18 protein-coding genes are annotated in these 19,389 nt (G+C 55.1%); 10 read left to right on the top strand and 8 right to left on the bottom strand.

Translation table 11 applies throughout. The features are described 5' to 3' along the window. The first annotated feature begins 259 nt into the window (after positions 1–259). Genes BJF95_RS16765 through BJF95_RS16755 form a run of 3 tightly spaced genes read left to right on the top strand, consistent with a single transcriptional unit; the run spans position 260 to position 2,781 of the window. On the top strand, positions 260–1,006 hold the full coding sequence (locus BJF95_RS16765; RefSeq protein ID WP_075640601.1) for a glycosyltransferase family 2 protein: 747 nt from the start codon (positions 260–262) through the stop codon (positions 1,004–1,006). Next, positions 1,003–1,320 (top strand): lipid-A-disaccharide synthase N-terminal domain-containing protein, encoded by a 318-nt coding sequence (locus tag BJF95_RS16760; RefSeq protein ID WP_075640600.1) that lies wholly within the window; start codon positions 1,003–1,005, stop codon positions 1,318–1,320. The genes BJF95_RS16765 and BJF95_RS16760 overlap by 4 nt, the downstream gene beginning before the upstream one ends. A gap of 15 nt (positions 1,321–1,335) precedes the next feature. Beyond that, positions 1,336–2,781 carry an ArnT family glycosyltransferase gene (locus BJF95_RS16755; RefSeq protein WP_245297355.1) on the top strand — a complete coding sequence of 482 codons (1,446 nt, stop codon included), beginning with the start codon at positions 1,336–1,338 and terminating at the stop codon, positions 2,779–2,781. Between the two features lie 5 nt (positions 2,782–2,786). Here BJF95_RS16755 and BJF95_RS16750 read toward each other — a convergent pair whose 3' ends face one another. From BJF95_RS16750 to BJF95_RS16730, 5 genes are all read right to left on the bottom strand, one after another. Next, complete coding sequence (locus tag BJF95_RS16750) at positions 2,787–3,305, bottom strand: GNAT family N-acetyltransferase (RefSeq protein ID WP_075640599.1); 519 nt, start codon at positions 3,303–3,305, stop codon at positions 2,787–2,789. Positions 3,306–3,412: 107 nt separating this feature from the next. Then, positions 3,413–3,877: a GNAT family N-acetyltransferase gene (locus BJF95_RS16745; RefSeq protein ID WP_075640598.1), complete on the bottom strand. Its 465-nt coding sequence runs from the start codon at positions 3,875–3,877 to the stop codon at positions 3,413–3,415. A gap of 19 nt (positions 3,878–3,896) precedes the next feature. Continuing rightward, the gene (gene gatA, locus BJF95_RS16740; RefSeq protein WP_075640597.1) at positions 3,897–5,378 is read right to left on the bottom strand and encodes an Asp-tRNA(Asn)/Glu-tRNA(Gln) amidotransferase subunit GatA; all 1,482 of its coding nucleotides are present in this window, start codon (positions 5,376–5,378) and stop codon (positions 3,897–3,899) included. 65 nt (positions 5,379–5,443) lie between these two features. After that, positions 5,444–5,731, bottom strand: a complete 288-nt coding sequence (gene gatC / locus BJF95_RS16735) for an Asp-tRNA(Asn)/Glu-tRNA(Gln) amidotransferase subunit GatC (RefSeq protein WP_075640596.1) — start codon at positions 5,729–5,731, stop codon at positions 5,444–5,446. Positions 5,732–5,859: 128 nt separating this feature from the next. Beyond that, positions 5,860–6,564, bottom strand: a complete 705-nt coding sequence (locus BJF95_RS16730; RefSeq protein WP_075640595.1) for a metal-dependent hydrolase — start codon at positions 6,562–6,564, stop codon at positions 5,860–5,862. 104 nt (positions 6,565–6,668) lie between these two features. Between BJF95_RS16730 and ruvX the strand changes: the two genes are divergently transcribed. Both ruvX and BJF95_RS16720 read left to right on the top strand, forming a co-directional pair. Further along, positions 6,669–7,145 (top strand): Holliday junction resolvase RuvX, encoded by a 477-nt coding sequence (gene ruvX, locus BJF95_RS16725; RefSeq protein WP_075640594.1) that lies wholly within the window; start codon positions 6,669–6,671, stop codon positions 7,143–7,145. 236 nt (positions 7,146–7,381) lie between these two features. Further along, positions 7,382–9,589, top strand: coding sequence for a methyl-accepting chemotaxis protein (locus tag BJF95_RS16720; protein WP_139317543.1), 2,208 nt, complete (start codon positions 7,382–7,384; stop codon positions 9,587–9,589). A 186-nt stretch (positions 9,590–9,775) separates the two neighbouring features. Here BJF95_RS16720 and BJF95_RS16715 read toward each other — a convergent pair whose 3' ends face one another. Both BJF95_RS16715 and BJF95_RS16710 read right to left on the bottom strand, forming a co-directional pair. After that, on the bottom strand, positions 9,776–10,204 hold the full coding sequence (locus BJF95_RS16715; protein ID WP_075640593.1) for a GNAT family N-acetyltransferase: 429 nt from the start codon (positions 10,202–10,204) through the stop codon (positions 9,776–9,778). 104 nt (positions 10,205–10,308) lie between these two features. Further along, positions 10,309–11,952 (bottom strand): acyl-CoA dehydrogenase family protein, encoded by a 1,644-nt coding sequence (locus BJF95_RS16710; protein WP_075640592.1) that lies wholly within the window; start codon positions 11,950–11,952, stop codon positions 10,309–10,311. 207 nt (positions 11,953–12,159) lie between these two features. On the opposite strand from BJF95_RS16710, the gene BJF95_RS16705 reads away from it, so the two are divergent. From BJF95_RS16705 to BJF95_RS16690, 4 genes are read left to right on the top strand one after another with little or no spacing between them, the layout of a single operon-like run. Next, positions 12,160–13,116 (top strand): aspartate carbamoyltransferase catalytic subunit, encoded by a 957-nt coding sequence (locus tag BJF95_RS16705; protein WP_075640591.1) that lies wholly within the window; start codon positions 12,160–12,162, stop codon positions 13,114–13,116. Beyond that, positions 13,113–14,402 (top strand): dihydroorotase, encoded by a 1,290-nt coding sequence (locus BJF95_RS16700; protein ID WP_075640590.1) that lies wholly within the window; start codon positions 13,113–13,115, stop codon positions 14,400–14,402. The genes BJF95_RS16705 and BJF95_RS16700 overlap by 4 nt, the downstream gene beginning before the upstream one ends. A gap of 26 nt (positions 14,403–14,428) precedes the next feature. After that, complete coding sequence (gene plsY, locus BJF95_RS16695) at positions 14,429–15,058, top strand: glycerol-3-phosphate 1-O-acyltransferase PlsY (RefSeq protein WP_075640589.1); 630 nt, start codon at positions 14,429–14,431, stop codon at positions 15,056–15,058. Between the two features lie 18 nt (positions 15,059–15,076). Next, the gene (locus BJF95_RS16690) at positions 15,077–16,228 is read left to right on the top strand and encodes a DNA-processing protein DprA (protein WP_075640588.1); all 1,152 of its coding nucleotides are present in this window, start codon (positions 15,077–15,079) and stop codon (positions 16,226–16,228) included. Here BJF95_RS16690 and BJF95_RS16685 read toward each other — a convergent pair. Then, on the bottom strand, positions 16,208–16,402 hold the full coding sequence (locus BJF95_RS16685; protein ID WP_075640587.1) for a hypothetical protein: 195 nt from the start codon (positions 16,400–16,402) through the stop codon (positions 16,208–16,210). The genes BJF95_RS16690 and BJF95_RS16685 overlap by 21 nt on opposite strands. Before the next feature lie 247 nt (positions 16,403–16,649). Here BJF95_RS16685 and topA point away from each other — a divergent pair, with 247 nt between their 5' ends. Beyond that, positions 16,650–19,376 (top strand): type I DNA topoisomerase, encoded by a 2,727-nt coding sequence (gene topA, locus BJF95_RS16680; protein WP_075640586.1) that lies wholly within the window; start codon positions 16,650–16,652, stop codon positions 19,374–19,376. Positions 19,377–19,389 lie beyond the last annotated feature (13 nt).

The raw sequence follows: 19,389 nt of genomic DNA, 5'->3' as shown, positions 1-19,389 counted from the left end.
CGTAAAGAAGCGCAAATACTCTGGCGGGTGGATTTTCACTTTTCCGGTTAGAGCAAATGGGCGCAAGGTGCAAGACAGAGCGTGCAGCGTCTCAAAGATCAAGCCATTCAAGCGTGCTGAATTTACCAATATTCATCACAAAATAGGATGCCGCCTTAAAAATGGCACCAATGCCCCGTGAACAGGCCGTAAAGGCGGATGACGCGCCTCTTAAAACAGGCTATTGGGGCGGCAATTCTCAAAGTCATTGGACATATAAATGACAGCTACAACCTCGCCCCGCTTCTCTGTTGTCGTGCCCATGAAAAATGAGGCCGACAATATTGATCTGCTGATTGGAGAAATCGAAGCCGCCTGTCAGGGCGATGATTTCGAAGCGATCTTCATTGACGACGGCTCAACCGACGCAACGCTTGCCAGGCTTCAGGCCGCCGCAAAGGTGAAGCCGTGGGTGCGCGTTGTGCACCATGCCTCATCGGGTGGCCAATCCGCTGCCGTGCATTCGGGCGTGCAAGCGGCGCGCGGAGCCATTATCTGCACCATGGATGGCGACGGACAAAATCCGCCTGCCGAAATTCCAAGGCTGGTCGCACCTTTGCTGGCTCCAAATGCCTCGCCCACCCTTGGCCTTGTGGCAGGTCAGCGCGAAAAGCGGCAGGATACATGGTCGAAAAAAATTGCCTCCAAACTGGCCAATGGCATTCGTCAGCGTATCTTGAAAGACAATACCCGTGACACCGGCTGCGGATTGAAAGCCTTCCGGCGCGACGCATTTCTGGATCTGCCGTTCTTCAATCACATGCATCGCTATCTTCCGGCGCTGTTTTCAGCCTATGGCTGGCAGGTTGCCCATGTCGATGTCAGCCATCGGCATCGCCATGCCGGTTCGTCAAACTATAACAATCTTCAGCGCGGGCTTGTCGGTATCCATGACCTGATTGGCGTCAGCTGGTTGATCAAACGGCGCAAGCGCGTGCGCCCGCACAACATTGGACCATCCGCATGAATGACATTCTTGCCTATCTCAAAATCAACAGCTTTGCCGACTTCATGTGGCTGGCGCTGGGCCTTGTGGCGCAGTTGATGTTTTCTCTGCGCTTTATCATCCAGTGGCTGGTTTCAGAGAAAGAAAAGCGCTCGGTCATTCCGGCTGCTTTCTGGTGGTTCTCGGTCATCGGCGGCATCATGCTGCTGGCTTACGGCATTCATCGTGGCGAGCCGATCATCATTCTGGGACAAGTGCTCGGCATTGTCGTTTATATCCGCAATCTGATGCTGCTTCATCAAGGTCGCAAGACTGACTTGCCGTCCGAATCGTAAAAAGTGACCTGATCCATGATCCGCATGAACCTCCGTATCAGCCTTATCCTCATTCTCGCCATCACGGCTTTTCGGATTGTGATGTTGCGCTATGACACCACCAATCTGTTTGTGGATGAGGCGCAATACTGGATGTGGTCGCAGCATCTGGCGTTTGGCTATTATTCCAAACCGCCGATGATTGCCTGGATCATTCATTTTTTTACGTGGTTGGGTGGCTCGCAAGAGATCTTCTGGGTGCGGGTGGGAAGCCCCATTCTTCACATGATCACAGCTTTGATTCTCATTCCGGCTGGCACACGCCTCACAGGCTCTCGCCAGGTGGGCGCTTGGTCGGGCATTGCCTATGCAACATTGCCGGGCGTGGCACTGTCATCCATTTTCATGTCAACCGATACGGTGCTGTTTCCGTTTCTGGCGCTGACACTGCTGTGCTACTCCTACCTGATTGAGCGCCGCTCCGTTTGCCTCGCCCTGCTCATGGGCGTGTGCATCGGCTTTGGCACGCTTTCCAAATATGCCATGCTGTATTTTGCAGCAACCGCCATCCTGTCTGCGATTTTTATTCCCAAAGCCCGCATGGCGCTGCGCGATACAGCGCTGGCGATTTTTGCGACCATTGTGGTGATTGCCCCGAATATCTGGTGGAATATGGCCAATGGCGGTGCCACGCTGAAGCACACCTCAGACAATGCCGATTGGCATGGCCTGAACTTTCACCTCGATGATGCGGCGGCTTTCTTTGGCAGCCAGTTTGGCGTGATCGGTCCCGTGTTGTTTGGTGCCATGGTGATGGTGTTTTACCGGTTGGTGCGCGGCAAAGCTAACACCACCGAAAAGCACCTGTTCATCCTGTCTTGGCCAATTGTACTGGTGATTGTTGTTCAAGCACTTATCTCACACGCCTATGCCAATTGGGCAGCAACAGCCTATGCCGCAGGGGTTATTCTTGCCGTCTTTTATCTTTTGCAGGCCAAAGAACGGTTGCTGACCACATCTCTGGTCATTAACGGCATTACCTCGATTATTTTTCCATTTCTCGCGGTCTACTCCCACCAGATAACCCTGCCCAATGGCAAGCCGGTTCTCAACCGCTATCTTGGACGCGCGGATCTGAGCTGGAACATTGCCGCTGCTGCTGGCCGCTCTGGAACCGCAACCATTGTGGCCGACAATCGCGATATTCTGGCAGACCTGTTCTACACGCTCCGGGACGAGCCCTTCACCATTCGCGCCCGCAGCAATGGTGATTTTCCCAATAACTATTATGAGCAGGAATTTCCGCTGACCTCAGCCAGCGGCGATGAACCCGTGATCTTTGTCACGGAAGAAAATGTCAGTTGCCATGGCACGATTGTCGATCCTGTAGCAAACCTGACATCTGCCACCGGCTATCTGGCGGGCCGAAAAATCAAAGCCTATGTTGTGCCAGCCAGCTGCCTGACCAACCGTCTGACCTGAACGTATTATTCAAACGCGCCGCCGGGGCCATAGGTCAAATTTGGCAATTCGACCAGGCGGCGCGACATCCCCACCATTTCCACATCACGGTCCAGCTTGGGGTTATAGACCACCGATAGCCAGTGGACACTGTAGCCGTGGTGTTGAAAAAAGCTGACCGCCTGCTTGTTGCGCGCGTGGGTTTCCAGATGCGCTTGCTCAAAGCCGCGATGAACAATGTCGCGCTCAATGGCATCCAGCAGGAGCTTGCTATAGCCGCGCTTCTGTTGCCCGGGATCAATCCAGAAATCAGTAATCTTGTCATCGTGATTTTCGCGAGCACCCCAGCCAACGGCATGTCCGGCGTGCTCCACCACGGTGATGGCGCTCAAACCCGAGCGGGTGAAATTTCGAAACGCACTGCGGGCATTATCCATCATGGCGGTTGTATCGCCAACCGACAGCATCGCCTGCTCCCAGGCACGCAAGCCAATGTCTGCCAAGATATTGGCCTCGTCAGAATGGGCACCACGAATCCTTGCCATTCGCCCCTCACCGCAATTTGATCGCAGTAAATCACCCGGATCATAAATACACCAGAGCGGCAAACTTCGTTACACACGATAAAATTGGAGAGAGCGGCTATGACAAGCTAAAACAACAGCCTTCTCAGCCGCACTTTGGGCAGCTCCAGACCCATAATGGAATCATGCTCCATGCCCTGCCAGGCAATGTCAAAACCGCAGCGCTTATAAAGGGCAATTGCCGAATAATTTTTCTGGTGGGTGGCTATGCGCGCCTGCCGCAGTCCCTCGTTGCCCATCACAGCGCAAAAATGCTCAACCAGAGCGGCACCGATACCACGGCGCTGAAAATCAGGCGCGATCCATATGTCCGAAATATAATCGGGTTCATCTTCACGGGCACCCCAGCCAACCACCTGGCCGTCCATGTCGGCAACGACGACATGACCATTGGTGGTTGAGGGAAAACGCAAGAAGGCATCTTTTACCCTCTGGGCGACCTTGGGATCGGCAAAGCCGCGATCCAGAGGCCCGGTCGATCGCCAGGCCTCCCAGCCGACACGGCCAACCATATCGTGGTCAGCCGCTGTCATCAAACGCAGCGTAAACGTGTTACCACCACTTGGCGGGGGTGAATGTGCCGGCGGCTTGCTCGATGACATGGGCGGTTTTGAACAGGGTTTCTTCTTCAAATGGCTTGCCAATCAATTGCAGACCAAGCGGCAGCCCCTTGGCATCCAGACCAGCAGGCACAGAAATGCCGGGAAGGCCCGCCATGTTCAACGTCACGGTGAAAATATCATTCAGATACATTTTAACCGGATCGGCGGCCAATTCCTTGTCACCAATGGCGAAGGCAGAGGATGGGGTGATCGGCGTCAAAATCGCATCCACACCGGCGGCAAACACCTGTTCAAAGTCACGCTTGATCAGGGTGCGAACCTTCTGAGCGCGCAGGTAATAAGCATCGTAATAGCCCGCCGAAAGCACATAAGTGCCCATCAGGATACGGCGTTGCACTTCCTTGCCAAAGCCTGCGGCCCGGCTCTTTTCATACATGTCGGCAATGTCCTTGCCATCGACGCGAAGGCCAAAGCGCACACCGTCGTAGCGAGCAAGGTTTGAAGAGGCCTCTGCCGTTGCCACGATATAATAGGCAGGCAGAGCGTATTTTGTATGGGGCAGAGAAATATCAACAATCTCGGCACCGGCGTCTTTCAGCCATTGAATGCCTTGCTGCCACAGCGCTTCAATTTCTTCCGGCATGCCATCAACGCGGTATTCCTTGGGAATACCGATCTTCATGCCCTTGATCGACTGGCCAATGGCATCTTCATAATTGGGCGCAAGAAGATCAACCGATGTTGTGTCTTTCTCATCAATGCTCGCCATGGATTTCAACAGAATAGCGGCATCGCGCACATCGCGTGCAATTGGGCCTGCCTGATCCAGCGAAGACGCATAGGCAACAATGCCCCAGCGCGAGCAACGGCCGTAAGTGGGCTTGATGCCAACCGTGCCGGTAAAGGCAGCTGGCTGGCGAATTGAGCCACCGGTGTCGGTTGCGGTCGCACCTGCGCACAAACCTGCTGCCACGGCTGCCGCAGAACCACCGGACGAACCACCGGGCACCAGCTTTTCATCGGAGCCCTTGGCCTTCCAAGGGTTGACGGCTGGACCATAATAAGAGTTTTCGTTGGACGAGCCCATGGCGAACTCATCCATGTTGAGCTTGCCCAGCATCACAGCACCGGCATTCCACAGGTTCTGGGTCACGGTTGATTCGTATTTTGGCTTAAAACCATCAAGAACGTGCGAGCAGGCCTGGGTGTGGACATCGCGGGTCGCGAACAGGTCTTTCACACCAAGCGGAATGCCTTCCAGCACCCCGGCTTCGCCACGGGCGATGCGCGCATCTGATGCCTTGGCCATATCACGGGCAATCTCTGGTGTTACCGCAACATAGGTATTGAGTGCCCCATTGGCAGCCTCGATAGCGCCAAGATAGGCATCGGTCAGCTCAACGGCTGTGATGTCCTTGGTAACAAGCTTTTCGCGGGCTTGCGCAATGGTGAGGCTGGTCAGTTCGCTCATGAATTTGTTCGCTTTACGGTTTATGCGTCGAATATTGTGGGATGAAGGTGGGCAAAGGCAAAGGCCTATTCAACAACCTTCGGCACCATAAAGAAGTTGCGGTCCGTTTGCGGCGCATTGGCAACAATGTCGTCAGCCTTGTTGCCATCGGTGACGGCATCTGCGCGCTTGCGCATGGCCATCGGCATCACCGATGTCATCGGCTCGACGCCATCCACATTGACTTCCGACAGTTGCTCGACAAAGCCCAGAATACCATTGAGTTCATCCATCACCTTTCCTGCCTCATCATCGGCAAGAGCAATACGGGATAGTTTGGCAACGCGCTTTACAGTAGCGAGATCAACGGACATCGGCATTCTCCAGATCGATTATCAGACCCGCTATAATGGCCGAACAGCGCAGGCGCAACGGGGAGCACTTTTGTTGAGCCAGAAATTCACCCCCGAATCGTAAAATCCGGGGGTAAGTGGTGATATTTTTAGATCGACAGCGTTTCGCCGGGCTTTGGAGCCTGCACCTTGGTCTTGGTTCCCTCCATGCCCGCGATGAATTTGTCCGGTGTCTGGTCAATAATCGGGAACGTGCCGTAGTGGGCGGGAATCGCGGTCTTGAAGTTGAAAAAGCGCTGGCAAGCCAGAGCCGCCACGGCACCGCCCATGGTAAAGCGGTCGCCAATCGGCACAATGCCGATGTCCGGTTGGTGCAATTCGTTGATCAGCGCCATATCCGAGAAAATATCGGTATCGCCCATATGCAGAAGCGATGCCTCATCCTGAAAATGCAGCATCAGGCCGTTGGCATTGCCCAGTGCGTGCGAGACGCCATCCTCGGTGATCTGCGCCGAGGAATGCAGCGCGTTGGTGAAGGTGGCCGTGAAGCCACCCAGATCAATAGTGCCGCCGGTGTTGCCCATTTCGATCTTCTCTACGCCCTTAGCGCCAAGCCAGGCGGCCAGATCGGCATTGGCCAGCACGGTTGCGCCCGTATCCTTGGCAATGGCGACCGTATCGCCCACATGGTCACCATGACCGTGGGTGAGCAAAATATGGGTCAGTCCCTTGGTGACATCTTTAACGTCTTGCCCCGCAAAGCTGGGATTATAGTTAAAAAATGGATCGATCAGAATGGTCGCTTTCGCTGTTTCCAAGCGGAAAGCGGAGTGTCCAAGCCAGGTGATTTTCATGGGGGCGTCCTCGTAGGCTGATAAAAATGGTTCCGATGGCAGAACATATGGCATAAGGCAGGCAAGAAAAGAGATGAACACTGAATTCACAATTGAGAGACAGAATGGCAACGCTGACAATTGAAGAACTGGCCACCACCTTGAAGCCCAGCCAAGCCATTGCCGGATTGGACCTTGGCACCAAGACCATTGGCCTTTCCATGTCAGACTTGGGCCGACGTTTTGCAAGCCCTCGCCCGGTGATCAAGCGCGTGAAATTCACCAAGGATGCCGAGGTTTTGCTCGCCTTTGCCGAGAAAGAAAAGGTCGCCGCCTTTATTATAGGTTTGCCAACCAATATGGATGGCTCTTCCGGCCCACGTGTTCAGGCTACCCGCGCCTTTGTGCGTGCCATGGCCGACAAGACCGATATTCCCTTTGTGTTTTGGGATGAGCGCCTCTCCACCGTGGCAGCCACCCGCGCACTTTTGGAAATGGATGTATCCCGCGCCAAGCGGGCCGAGCGCATTGATTCGGCCGCCGCCAGCTTCATTCTTCAAGGCGCGCTGGATCGCTTACACAGCCTCACATCCTCAGAATAGACATCGTATCGCTTTCAGGTCTTTGCGCCATACGCCTGCATCGCTCCTTCAATCGGGATCGATTCAAGGAGCGATAATGCCGCACATATAAAGTGCCGCAGCGCACCGCGACCAAAACATATCCCAACATGGTAATTTAGAGTATTTTCATGATTTTGAAGCAATTATGATCAAATGTATTCCCTTGTCACGCCGCTGTGAAGCAATTGTGACTAACGATAGGAACTCGGCTCCAGATGCACGCGTTTTTCAAGCAATCCTTTGCCTTCAAACTCATCCTCGCAAGCACCATCGCAATTGCTCTCGTACTCGTTGTCACATTTGCTTTTGTGATTACGCAAGTGCGTGAACGCGCGACATCCATGACGCTGCAACAAGCGACGACAGATGCCAAATCCACCGCAGCCGGTTTTACGGCAAAAATTATGGCATTGTCAGGTGCGACAAAATCGATGAATGGCGCGGTTCAAAAAGGACTGGAAGCCGGGACTTTGGAACGATCAATGGTAACGCGAATGTTACCCCAGTTGATTGAGCAATTCGATCTGGTGTTTGGGTCATGGCTTCTCGAAGCCAAAAACGGTTTTGATGGAAAGCAAGGACCAGCGGGAGATCCGCAGCAAGGTACCAATAAAGCTGGTCAGTTCACCCCCTATTGGACCAGAAGCGCCAACGGCCTCAAGCTGGTTTTGCCAGACGACATTGATTACACACAAAGCTATTATGACATGCCAGCCAAGACCAAAAAGGCATTTGCGACAGAACCTTACGTTGAGGATTCTGCCGGCAATCTGTTGATGATGAGCATTGGCGAGCCTGTGATTGTCAATGGCGCTGTCAAAGGTGTTTTGGGTGTTGACATTGGTTTGGGCACGTTGGCTGCATCGCTGAAAGACGAGCGCCCATTTGGCACCGGGCGGGTTTACCTGCTGTCGGCAACGGGCAAGTGGCTCACCGCGCCGCAAGATGATCTTGTCATGAAAGAATATACATCTGAAGGTGCTGAACAGATCAAAGCTGCCATCAAGGATGGCAAGACAACCATTATCCATAATGTCGTGGGTGTCGATCAACAATCTGTCTATCGCGTTGTTTACCCCTTCGATTTGCCGGGCCTCAACACCCGGTGGTTTGTCATTGAAGATGTTCCTGTCACAGCGGTTTCGGCTATCGTGAATGAGCAGACGGTTATTTTGGTGGTTGGCGGGCTGGTTATTTTGGCAGCCGTTATCCTGTCTCTGTTCATGGCCGCCCGTGTCTTCATTCAGCGTCCCATGACAGCCCTTTTAGCTGAGGTGGGCAATCTTTCATCTGGTCGCTATGATGAGCCTGTTTCGGGCCAGAACCGTGGCGATGAAATTGGCTCACTGGCCACGGCCCTTGATGCCTTCCGCCTGAAGCTGGCCGATGGACGCTTGCTCGAAAAAACCAGCCAAAGCCAGCGCGAGGCTGCAGAAGTTGCACGCAGCCAAACAGAAGCCGAGCGGGCTACCGCCGCCGAAATGCAGCGCAGTGTGGTTGAAGCGCTCGCTCGTGGCTTGTCAAAACTATCTGACGGCAATTTGACCTATCGTATCAATGATGCCTTCCCCGGCTCCTACGCCGAGTTGCGTGACAATTTCAATTCCGCCGTCGACAGTCTGGAATCAACCATTGCCCGCTTGAATACGACCGTTCACACGATCAATGACGGCAGCGGCGAAATCAGTCGCAGCGCCGACCAACTCTCGAAGCGGACGGAACAACAAGCCGCCAGCCTTGAAGAGACGGCCGCCGCTTTGGGTGAAATTGGTGAAAAGCTCAATGACAGCGCCAAAAATGCCAGTGAGGCCGCCCACAAGGTGGACACCACATGCGCTGACGCTGATCGCTCCGGCCAAATTGTGCAGCGTGCCGTTCAGGCTATGCAAGGCATTGAAGATTCTGCAACAAAGGTCTCTCAAATTATTGGCGTGATCGACGAGATTGCCTTCCAGACCAACCTTCTGGCGCTGAATGCCGGTGTTGAGGCTGCCCGTGCCGGCGAAGCAGGCAAGGGTTTTGCGGTGGTTGCACAGGAAGTGCGCGAGTTGGCACAGCGTTCAGCCCAAGCCGCCAAAGAGATCAAGCAATTGATCAGCGCTTCGGGCGAGCAGGTGCAGCAAGGTGTATCCCTCGTGGGTGAAACCGGCACCGCACTGGAACGGATTGCGCAACAAGTTCAGTCTATCAACGGGCTTATTCAGCACATCTCGCGCTCCGCTCAGGAACAGGCGTCTGGCCTTCGGGAAATCAACCTCGCCGTAAACCAGATGGATCAAATGACCCAGCAAAATGCGGCCATGGTGGAAGAAACCTCTGCTGCGTCCTCCATCCTCAGCAATGAAGCCAATACATTGCGCGATATGGTCATGCGCTTCGAAATTACCGGCCGCACGAACGTGCCAGCCCGCCGGGTTGCCTGAATACCGGTTTAATCCAACATAACAGCGCCGTGCGCCACCTATGACGCAGGGCGCTGCAACACCGAATTATGCAGTGAAAAAAACACAAGGCCGGAACATCATATCAGATGTTGCGGCCTTCAATGTATAAGCCCCGAGTTTTGCCGGTTTTCTAGCTTCATTTGACGAACAAAAAGCAGACAGACTCTAGAACCGCTTTTTGAGAAAGTAGCGGGCGTGTGCTTGTTCACCCGCTTCTAATTCACCAAACACCGAAAAGCCGAGTTTTTCGTAAAAAGGCCGGGCCTGAAAATCAAACGTGTCGAGCCAGATGCCTTCGCTGCCGTGGCGGCGCGCAAGCGTCTCAGCCTCCAGCATCAATTGCCGACCGAGGCCTAGGCCGCGATAGATCTCTGGCACCACCAGAAACTTGACAAAGGTCCAGCCATAAAAGGATTGACCTGACAAACCACCGACAACATCGTCACTCGTCGCATCTCGCAGTAAAATGGAAAAATCAGCGCTGAAACTTGGTCGGGCTGCTTTGTTGTTATACTCTTGCAGGGCATCAAGAATTGATGCCTTTTGCTGCGGTGTCGCGTTGTCTTCAACAATGTCGATACGGGGTAGAGCCATTGATAATCCCTCATCTTGTAGCAAGGTTGGATGCGACAGACCCACCCTCGCCTTGAAGACATTACAAGAGGAATACCAAGTGAAATTATCAATCTCTCTTGGTATTAATCCACAGCCGGATAGAGCAAATCAATCAGGTAGCGACAATCGAAGCGCGCATCCAGCACGCCATAGGTATTGCGCCAGCCGCCTGTGAGGCGCGACTCGAGGAACGCGTCGGCGATCTTGCCCGCCCCCATGCGGTAAAGCTCGGCTGCGGCTGCCGCCAGCGCCATTTGCTCGACCAGCAGGCGGGCAGCCCCTTCATCGCGCTCACACAGCGCCATGGCGGCGCGCAGAACCTCAATGGTTTTCTTGCCCGATGGGCCGAGATCCCGCTCCAGCGACGCAAAGACCATTTCAAACAGGTCTTTGCCGCGTTCCAGCACCCGCAGCACATCCAGTGCCATGACGTTGCCGGAGCCTTCCCAGATGGCGTTGACCGGGGCTTCGCGGTAGTGCCGCGCAATGGCGCGTTCTTCCACATAGCCGCTGCCGCCAATACACTCCATCGCCTCATAAATCAGTGGGGGTGCCATTTTGCACACCCAATATTTCACCACCGGCGTCATCACACGGGCATAGGCCGCATCGGCCGGATTATCCCGCGCCCGGTCAAACGCTTCAGCGAGACGGAAGGAAAGCGCCGTGGCGGCGGCCACATCAAGGGCCATGTCGGCCAGAACACGGGTCATCACCGGCTGGTCAATCAGCTTGTTGCCAAACACCGAGCGTCCACGCACATGGTGCACAGCCTCTGCCATGGAAGCACGCATCATGCCGGCGGAGGCCAGCGCGCAATCCAGTCGCGTCAGTGTCACCATTTCCAGCACGGTGCGAATTCCGGCACCGGGATCCCCCAGCAAAAAGCCAAAGGCATCGGTAAATTCAACTTCCGACGACGCGTTGGAGCGATTGCCAACCTTATCCTTCAAGCGCTGGAATTGCAGACCATTGGCCGAGCCATCTTCCAACAGGCGCGGCACCAGAAAACAGCCCATGCCCTCCGGCATTTGCGCCAGCATCACAAACGCATCGCTCATCGGCGCAGACATGAACCATTTGTGGCCAGACAGCCGGTAAATACCCTCGCCTACTCTTGTTGCCGTGCTGGTATTGGCGCGCACATCGGTGCCGCCCTGCTTTTCGGTCATGCCCATGCCCAGCGTCACGGCAGATTTCTGCATGGCGGAGCGATTGGACGAATCATATTTGCGCGACAGAATTTTGGGTGCCCACTCATTTTGCACCCGTGGCGATGCCATCAGGGCCGCCACCGAGGCGCTGGTCATGGTGAGCGGGCAGAGATGGCCGCACTCAAGCTGTGCGGTGAGATAAAACCGCACAGCACGCGCTTTATGGTCTTGGCCACGCGCATCCGGCAGGTTTTCCCACACGGAAGAATGCAAGCCTGCGGCCATGGAGCGGCGCATGAGCGCATGCCAGGCGGGATGATATTCCACCATATCAAGGCGTTCACCGCGCGGGCCATGGGTGTGCAAAATGGGCGGGCTTTGATTGGCCATGCGGGCCAGCTCTTGGGCTTCGTGGGAGGTGACATAGCGACCAATCACATCAAAATCGTCACGCAATGTTCTGTTCATCGCGCTTGTCAGATCAACAAGCAGCGGATCTGTCCGAAAGGCGTTCACACCAGACCAAAGCCGAGGCTGATTGAGTTCCAGCAATTTGTCGTCCATTCGGCTCATGCGCTATCCAATTTCGTATTTTTGGTGAACCAAGGCTCTATAAACCTACGGCTTTTTTTGGTCTTTAACACGTTTGTCCATCTTTGCGACAGACAGAGATGCTTGATCTGAGCAAAACAGGGGACAATTCATTCTACGATGGTGGCAGGCTTGCCCCCAATGCCCTCAGTCTTTATAGACCGCGAGACCAATTTCGGAGGACATCGCATGGTCTTCTTTCCTCATCGCCATCTGATTGGCATCAAGGGCCTAACCCAAACCGATATTACATATCTCCTCGATAAAGCTGACGAAGCGGTAAAAATAAGCCGCCAGCGGGAGAAAAAAACATCGACTTTGCGGGGACTGACCCAAATAAATCTGTTTTTTGAAGCCTCTACCCGCACCCAGTCGTCTTTTGAGCTGGCGGGCAAGCGGCTTGGTGCCGACGTGATGAACATGTCGGTTGGCAATTCATCCGTCAAGAAAGGCGAAACGCTGATCGACACGGCCATGACGCTCAACGCCATGCGCCCCGATGTGCTGGTGGTGCGTCACGCATCCGCTGGTGCTGCTGCCCTGCTGTCACAAAAAGTTGCCTGCTCGGTGATCAATGCAGGCGATGGCCAGCATGAACACCCGACCCAAGCGCTTCTGGACGCCCTGACCATCCGCCGCGCCAAAGGCAAATTGTCGCGAATCATCGTGGCCATTTGCGGCGATGTGCTGCACTCGCGCGTTGCCCGCTCCAATATTTTGCTGCTCAATGCCATGGGCGCACGGGTGCGGGTTGTGGCTCCGGCCACGCTTTTGCCTTCCGGCATTGCCGACATGAGCGTGGAAGTGTTCCACGACATGAAGGAAGGCTTGAAAGACGCCGATGTGGTGATGATGCTGCGCTTGCAGCGTGAACGCATGTCTGGCTCGTTGGTGCCATCGATCCGCGAATACTTCCACTTCTACGGTCTTGATGCCGAAAAGCTGAAAGCCGCCAAGGAAGACGCATTGGTGATGCACCCCGGCCCGATGAACCGTGGCGTGGAAATTGCCTCAGACGTGGCCGATGGTCCGCAAAGCGTGATTGAACAACAGGTGGAAATGGGCGTTGCCGTGCGCATGGCGGTGATGGAATCGCTCTTGATCTCGGAAAACAACGGCCCACGTTCTGAAGGAGTTGGCGCATGAACAAGCCGCTCGTTTTCAAAAATGCCCGCATTATCGACCCATCCCGCTCGCTGGATGAAGTCGGCACCATTATTGTCGGTGCAGACGGTCGCATTCTCGCCGCGGGCAGCGATGCCAACAATCAGGGCGCGCCAGACGGTGCCGCGATCCGCGATTGCAGCGGGCTTGTGGCGGCACCGGGTCTGGTGGATGCGCAAGTGTTTGTGGGTGAGCCCGGTGGTGAACATCGCGAAACGCTGGCCTCGGCTGGCAAGGCTGCCGCCGCTGGCGGTGTCACCTCCTTCATCATGATGCCAGATACCGATCCGGTGATTGATGACATCGCGCTGGTGGAATTCATCAAAAACGCGGCCCGCGAGAAATCGCCCGTCAATATCTATCCTGCTGCCGCCCTCACCCGTGGTTTGCGCGGCGAGGAAATGACCGAAATTGGCCTGTTGCAACAGGCCGGTGCCGTTGGCTTTACCAATGGCCGCCACGGGTTGAATGATACGCTGGTTCTGCGCCGGGTGATGACCTATGCCCGCGAATTCGGTGCCGTGGTCTCACTGGTGGCCAAGGATAAATATCTTGGCAACGGCGTCATGAATGAAGGCCTGTTTGCCAGCTGGCTTGGTCTGTCCGGCGTGCCAAAAGAAGCCGAGATCATTCCGCTGGAGCGTGATTTGCGCATCGCTGGCCTGACACGGGCAAAATATCACGCAGCCAAGATTTCGGTGCCGGAATCGGTGGAAGCCATCAAGCTGGCCCGCAAGCGTGGAGCCAAGGTGACTTGCGGTATTTCGATCAACCATTTGTCGCTGAACGAAAATGACATTGGTGAATACCGCACCTTCTTCAAGCTCTCGCCACCTCTTCGCTCGGAAGATGATCGAATGAGCATGGTGGATGCTCTGGCCAACGGCGATATTGATATTATCGTCTCCGCCCATGATCCGCAGGATGTGGACACCAAACGTCTGCCCTTTGGCGATGCCGCCGATGGTGCCATTGGCCTAGAAACCATGCTGGCCGCAGCACTGCGTCTGCACCACAGCGGACATGTGCCCTTGATGCGGTTGATTGATGCGATGTCCACCCGCCCCGCCGAGATTTTTGGCCTTGAGGCTGGCACATTGAAGCCGGGCGCGAAAGCAGACATTGTGCTGATTGATCTGGAAGAGCCGTGGATTGTATCCAAGGAGTTGATTGTGTCACGCTCTAAGAATACGCCTTTTGAAGATGCGCGCTTCTCAGGTCGTGCAATTGCCACCTATGTTGCAGGCCGTCAGGTCTTTTCTCTGTAATATTTCTCTGTCCAAGGACATGCGTGATGCCAAGCATTGATTATAGCCAGATTACCGTTGTTGCGCTGGTTGCCTCTCTGGCAATCGGCTATCTTCTTGGCTCTATTCCGTTTGGTCTGATCCTGACCCGCATGGCGGGCCTTGGCGATGTGCGCAAAATTGGCTCCGGTAATATCGGGGCCACCAATGTGTTGCGCACCGGCAATAAAAAGCTGGCAGCCGCCACCCTGTTTCTGGATGCCTTCAAGGCGACAGCTGCCGCCCTGATTGCGCAGAAGCTGTTTGGCACAGAAACAGTCCATCTTCCCGGTCTGCTGGCTGGGTTCGCGGCCTTCATTGGCCATCTTTTTCCAATCTGGCTTGGTTTTAAGGGCGGCAAGGGTGTGGCCACCTATCTGGGTGTGCTTTTGGCCGTGTTTCCGGTCATGGTGCTGGTATTTGCCTTCGTATGGTTGTCGATTGCGAAATTAAGTCGTTACTCGTCTCTGTCCGCATTGGTTGCAACCCTTGTCATTCCGGTTGTGTTGTGGCTAATTGGCCAACCTGAGGCCGCTTTGGTGACAGCAGCAATGACGGTGATCACCTGGGCCAAGCATAAAGAGAATATCGAGCGGCTGATCTCCGGCACGGAAGGCAAGATTGGTCAAAAGGGTTAAGCCCAAAAGGATCTGGCAATGTCACGTCACAGCGCAGGGAAATCAGGAATTGCGCTGACGGAGAAACAACGCATCGCGTGGCTGCGGCTTATTCGCAGCGATAATGTCGGGCCTGCCACTTTTCGTGACCTGATCAATAATTTCGGCACCGCCGAGCGCGCCCTCGAAATGCTGCCGGAGCTATCGCAGCGCGGCGGTGCCACCCGTGCGATTCGCATCGCAACCAAAGATGAAGCAGAGCGCGAGTTGGAGTTTTGCACCAAATTTGGCGCTGTCTTTGTGGGCATTGGCGAGCCCCATTACCCACCTGCCCTGCGACAGATTGATGCAGCACCGCCCATTTTGGCTATGAAAGGCAATGGTGCCACAGCCATCAGACCCTCTATTGGCATTGTTGGCTCCAGAAACGCCTCCATTAGCGGCGTCAAAATGGCAACGCTGCTGGCACGCGATTGCGGAGCAGCGGGCTATACCATCACCTCTGGCCTTGCACGCGGCATTGATACGGCAGCTCATAATGCCAGCCTTGCCACCGGCACCATGGCCGCCATGGCGGGCGGGCTGGATCAGCCTTATCCACCAGAGAATATTGGACTTTTGAAAGCTATCTGGGACGGCAGAGGTGTTGCCATCAGCGAAATGCCGTTTGGCTGGGAGCCGCGCGCCCGCGATTTTCCAAGACGCAATCGTTTGATTGCCGGCACATCTTTGGGCGTTGCGGTGATTGAGGCCGCAAGCCGCTCGGGTTCGCTGATCACCGCGCGTCTTGCTGCCGACTTTGGACGGCTGGTGTTTGCCGTTCCGGGATCTCCGATGGATCCCCGTTGCCACGGCACCAATACATTGCTGAAAAACGGCTCGATCGTGACCACGGAAGCACTTGATTTGCTGGAGGCTCTTTCACCTTTGAGCAATATTGACCTTTTTGCTCAGCCGCAGGTTGAAGAACCCGCCTATGAAGAAAGTGAAACCTTTCACCAGCCTCCCGGCGACGTTGAGCGGTCGATGGTGATTGATGCGTTGGGGCCGACGCCCGTTGAGGTCAATGATATTATCCGGCATACACAACTTAGCCCGTCGTCGGTCTATCTTGTGATGCTGGAATTGGATATTGCCGGGCGCTTGCAGCGCCATCCCGGCGGTCTGGTGTCACTGAGCTTTGCGGATTGAACGGCCGCTGCGTTGCCGCTGCAAATCACCCGCCTCCTCAAATGCCATTTCGATGAGATAGCACAACATATGTGCGCCTTCCTTCTCCGCAACGATGCGCATTTCGCCCAACATCTGACGAATATAACCGATGCTATCTCGGCTCTGCATCTCAGATCCATTGTTACCACTCATCGCTCGTTCCCGTCGCAATTTACAACCATAGTGTGCATTAAAGTATAGACACAACACAAGATACAGAATTACCTAGTGATTGCAATAGAATTTTACACAACCTTTTGGTTGTGGTGACGTGTGGCAGATAAATGCAATTAGGGGCTTGACCGCAAGGCAATCCCTGTCCATGTCGGACTCACGGTTCAGGAACCTCGCCTGAATCGCACTATTTTGAAACGTCGGGGACACTGTTCAGAGAAACACAATGAAATTAGTCGTTGTCGAATCACCAGCCAAGGCCAAGACGATCAACAAGTATCTCGGCTCGGGATATAAGGTGCTCGCCTCCTTCGGCCACGTCCGTGACCTTCCTGCCAAGGATGGCTCGGTCCTGCCCGATCAGGATTTCGAGATGCTGTGGGAAGTCGACAGCGCATCCGCAAAGCGAATGAAAGACATCACCGATGCGGTGAAAGCCTCCGACGGCGTCTTTCTCGCAACCGACCCGGATCGCGAGGGTGAAGCCATTTCCTGGCATGTGCTGGATCTGTTGAAGAAAAAGCGGGTAATTGGCGACAAGCCGGTCAAGCGCGTGGTTTTCAACGCCATCACCAAAAAATCCGTGCTGGATGCCATGGCAGCCCCCCGCGACATCGATGGCGATCTGGTCGATGCGTACCTTGCGCGCCGCGCCATGGACTATTTGGTGGGCTTCAATCTTTCGCCGGTGTTGTGGCGCAAGCTCCCCGGTGCGCGCTCCGCTGGCCGGGTGCAATCCGTTGCCCTGCGTCTGGTGTGTGATCGCGAAAATGAAATCGAGCGGTTTGTCTCGGAAGAATACTGGAACCTGTCTGCACTTTTGAAAACGCCACGTGGCGACGAATTTCTGGCCCGTCTGGTGTCTGCGGATGGCAAAAAGCTTGCCGCCCGCGGCATTACCAATGGCGAGATGGCTGGCCGCCTCAAGGATTTGCTCGAAGGCGCAAGCTACGCCGTCGAATCTGTTGAGGCGAAGCCCGTCAAGCGCAACCCGTCGCCGCCATTTACAACCTCTACGTTACAGCAGGCCGCATCCTCCAAGCTCGGCTTTTCAGCATCGCGCACCATGCAGGTGGCGCAGAAGCTGTATGAAGGCGTGGATATTGGTGGCGAAACCGTTGGTCTGATCACCTATATGCGTACCGACGGTGTGCAGATGGCTCCTGAAGCCATTGATGCCGCCCGCGCGGCGATTGTCGATCAGTTCGGTGCGCGTTATCGCCCGGAAAAGCCACGCTTCTATTCAACCAAGGCCAAAAATGCGCAGGAAGCGCATGAAGCCATTCGCCCCACGGATTTTACCCGCACGCCCGATCAGGTGCGCCGCTATGTCGATGCCGATCAGCTTCGCCTTTACGATCTGATCTGGAAGCGTGGCATTGCCAGCCAGATGGCGTCCGCCGAGATTGAGCGCACCACTGCCGAAATCATTGCCTCGAAGGGCGATGAAAAGGCGGGCCTACGCGCCGTGGGTTCCGTAATCCGCTTTGATGGCTTTATAGCCGCCTACACCGATCAACGGGAAGAAGGTGAAAAAGGCGAGGACGATGATGAAGATGGCCGCCTGCCAGAGATCAACGCCCGCGAACCGCTTGCCAAAAGCAAGATCAATTCGAGCCAGCATTTCACCGAGCCGCCACCGCGCTATTCGGAAGCAAGCCTGATCAAGAAAATGGAAGAACTCGGCATTGGCCGTCCTTCCACCTATGCGGCAACGCTGGCCACGCTGCGTGACCGCGAATATGTCACCATTGACAATCGCAAGCTGACACCAGTGCCCAAGGGGCGGTTGGTGACGGCCTTCCTTGAAAACTTCTTCACCCGCTATGTGGAATATGATTTCACTGCCGATCTTGAAGAAAAGCTCGACAAGATTTCAGCTGGCGAGTTGAACTGGAAGGATGTGCTGCGCGAATTCTGGACAAATTTCTTTGCCCAGATCGAAGGCACAAAAGAATTGCGCGTCACCAACGTGCTGGACGCACTCAACGAAGCCTTGGCACCGCTGGTATTCCCCAAACGCGAAGATGGCAGCGATCCGCGCATCTGTCAGGTGTGCGGCACCGGTAATCTGTCGCTGAAGCTGGGCAAATACGGTGCGTTCGTTGGCTGCTCCAACTATCCGGAGTGCAACTTCACCCGCCAGCTCTCATCAGAAGGCGGTGCAGAAGCCGAAGCCATGGCAACCGAAAACAAGGCGCTGGGTCAAGATCCCAAGACCGGCGAGGAAATCACCCTGCGCTCTGGCCGTTTCGGGCCTTACATTCAGCGCGGCGAAGGCAAGGAAGCCAAGCGGTCTTCCCTTCCCAAGGGCTGGTCTCCTGCCGAGGTGGATTATGAAAAGGCGATGTCCTTGATCAATCTGCCACGCGAAGTGGGCAATCATCCTGAATCGGGCAAGATGATTACGGCGGGCCTTGGTCGTTATGGGCCTTTCGTGTTGCATGATGGCACCTACGCCAACCTGGAAAGCATTGAGGACGTGTTCACCATCGGTCTCAATCGCGCCGTCACCGTGTTGGCCGAAAAACAGACCAAGGGTGGCCGTGGCCGCGCAGCGCCTGCCGCCTTGAAAGAACTGGGTGAACATCCAGATGGCGGCGCAATGACGGTGCGCGATGGACGCTATGGTCCTTACGTAAATTGGGGTAAGGTGAATGCGACCTTGCCGAAGGGCAAGGATCCGCAGAGCGTCACCGTGGAAGAGGCTTTGCTTTTGATCACCGAGCGCGCAGCCAAGGACGGCGGCACCAAGGGCAAGGCAAAAGCAAAGGCTGCACCCGCGAAAAAAGCGCCTGCGAAAAAGGCCACGACCAAAAAGACAGCCAAAGCCGCTGCCACCGACGCTGATGATGCGACGGGCACGACTGAAGCCAAACCGAAGAAAACTGCCGCAAAGCCCAAAGCAACCGCGACAAAGGCAAAAGCGGCTCCGAAAGCAAAGAAGACCTGACCTTGAGCAAATC

This window comes from Rhizobium oryziradicis, from assembly GCF_001939045.1.
GTDB lineage: Bacteria > Pseudomonadota > Alphaproteobacteria > Rhizobiales > Rhizobiaceae > Allorhizobium > Allorhizobium oryziradicis.
The sequence above is the reverse complement of the archived record's forward strand: the minus strand, read 5'-3'. Positions and strand labels throughout refer to the sequence as shown.

What these genes read in the sequence shown, in the direction of transcription:
- BJF95_RS16765 (WP_075640601.1), top strand. Translation starts at nt 260, where the DNA reads ATGACAGCTACAACCTCGCCCCGCTTCTCTGTTGTCGTGCCCATGAAA.
- BJF95_RS16760 (WP_075640600.1), top strand. Translation starts at nt 1,003, where the DNA reads ATGAATGACATTCTTGCCTATCTCAAAATCAACAGCTTTGCCGACTTC.
- BJF95_RS16755 (WP_245297355.1), top strand. Translation starts at nt 1,336, where the DNA reads ATGATCCGCATGAACCTCCGTATCAGCCTTATCCTCATTCTCGCCATC.
- BJF95_RS16750 (WP_075640599.1), bottom strand. Translation starts at nt 3,305, where the DNA reads ATGGCAAGGATTCGTGGTGCCCATTCTGACGAGGCCAATATCTTGGCA.
- BJF95_RS16745 (WP_075640598.1), bottom strand. Translation starts at nt 3,877, where the DNA reads ATGACAGCGGCTGACCACGATATGGTTGGCCGTGTCGGCTGGGAGGCC.
- gatA (WP_075640597.1), bottom strand. Translation starts at nt 5,378, where the DNA reads ATGAGCGAACTGACCAGCCTCACCATTGCGCAAGCCCGCGAAAAGCTT.
- gatC (WP_075640596.1), bottom strand. Translation starts at nt 5,731, where the DNA reads ATGTCCGTTGATCTCGCTACTGTAAAGCGCGTTGCCAAACTATCCCGT.
- BJF95_RS16730 (WP_075640595.1), bottom strand. Translation starts at nt 6,564, where the DNA reads ATGAAAATCACCTGGCTTGGACACTCCGCTTTCCGCTTGGAAACAGCG.
- ruvX (WP_075640594.1), top strand. Translation starts at nt 6,669, where the DNA reads ATGGCAACGCTGACAATTGAAGAACTGGCCACCACCTTGAAGCCCAGC.
- BJF95_RS16720 (WP_139317543.1), top strand. Translation starts at nt 7,382, where the DNA reads ATGCACGCGTTTTTCAAGCAATCCTTTGCCTTCAAACTCATCCTCGCA.
- BJF95_RS16715 (WP_075640593.1), bottom strand. Translation starts at nt 10,204, where the DNA reads ATGGCTCTACCCCGTATCGACATTGTTGAAGACAACGCGACACCGCAG.
- BJF95_RS16710 (WP_075640592.1), bottom strand. Translation starts at nt 11,952, where the DNA reads ATGAGCCGAATGGACGACAAATTGCTGGAACTCAATCAGCCTCGGCTT.
- BJF95_RS16705 (WP_075640591.1), top strand. Translation starts at nt 12,160, where the DNA reads ATGGTCTTCTTTCCTCATCGCCATCTGATTGGCATCAAGGGCCTAACC.
- BJF95_RS16700 (WP_075640590.1), top strand. Translation starts at nt 13,113, where the DNA reads ATGAACAAGCCGCTCGTTTTCAAAAATGCCCGCATTATCGACCCATCC.
- plsY (WP_075640589.1), top strand. Translation starts at nt 14,429, where the DNA reads ATGCCAAGCATTGATTATAGCCAGATTACCGTTGTTGCGCTGGTTGCC.
- BJF95_RS16690 (WP_075640588.1), top strand. Translation starts at nt 15,077, where the DNA reads ATGTCACGTCACAGCGCAGGGAAATCAGGAATTGCGCTGACGGAGAAA.
- BJF95_RS16685 (WP_075640587.1), bottom strand. Translation starts at nt 16,402, where the DNA reads ATGAGTGGTAACAATGGATCTGAGATGCAGAGCCGAGATAGCATCGGT.
- topA (WP_075640586.1), top strand. Translation starts at nt 16,650, where the DNA reads ATGAAATTAGTCGTTGTCGAATCACCAGCCAAGGCCAAGACGATCAAC.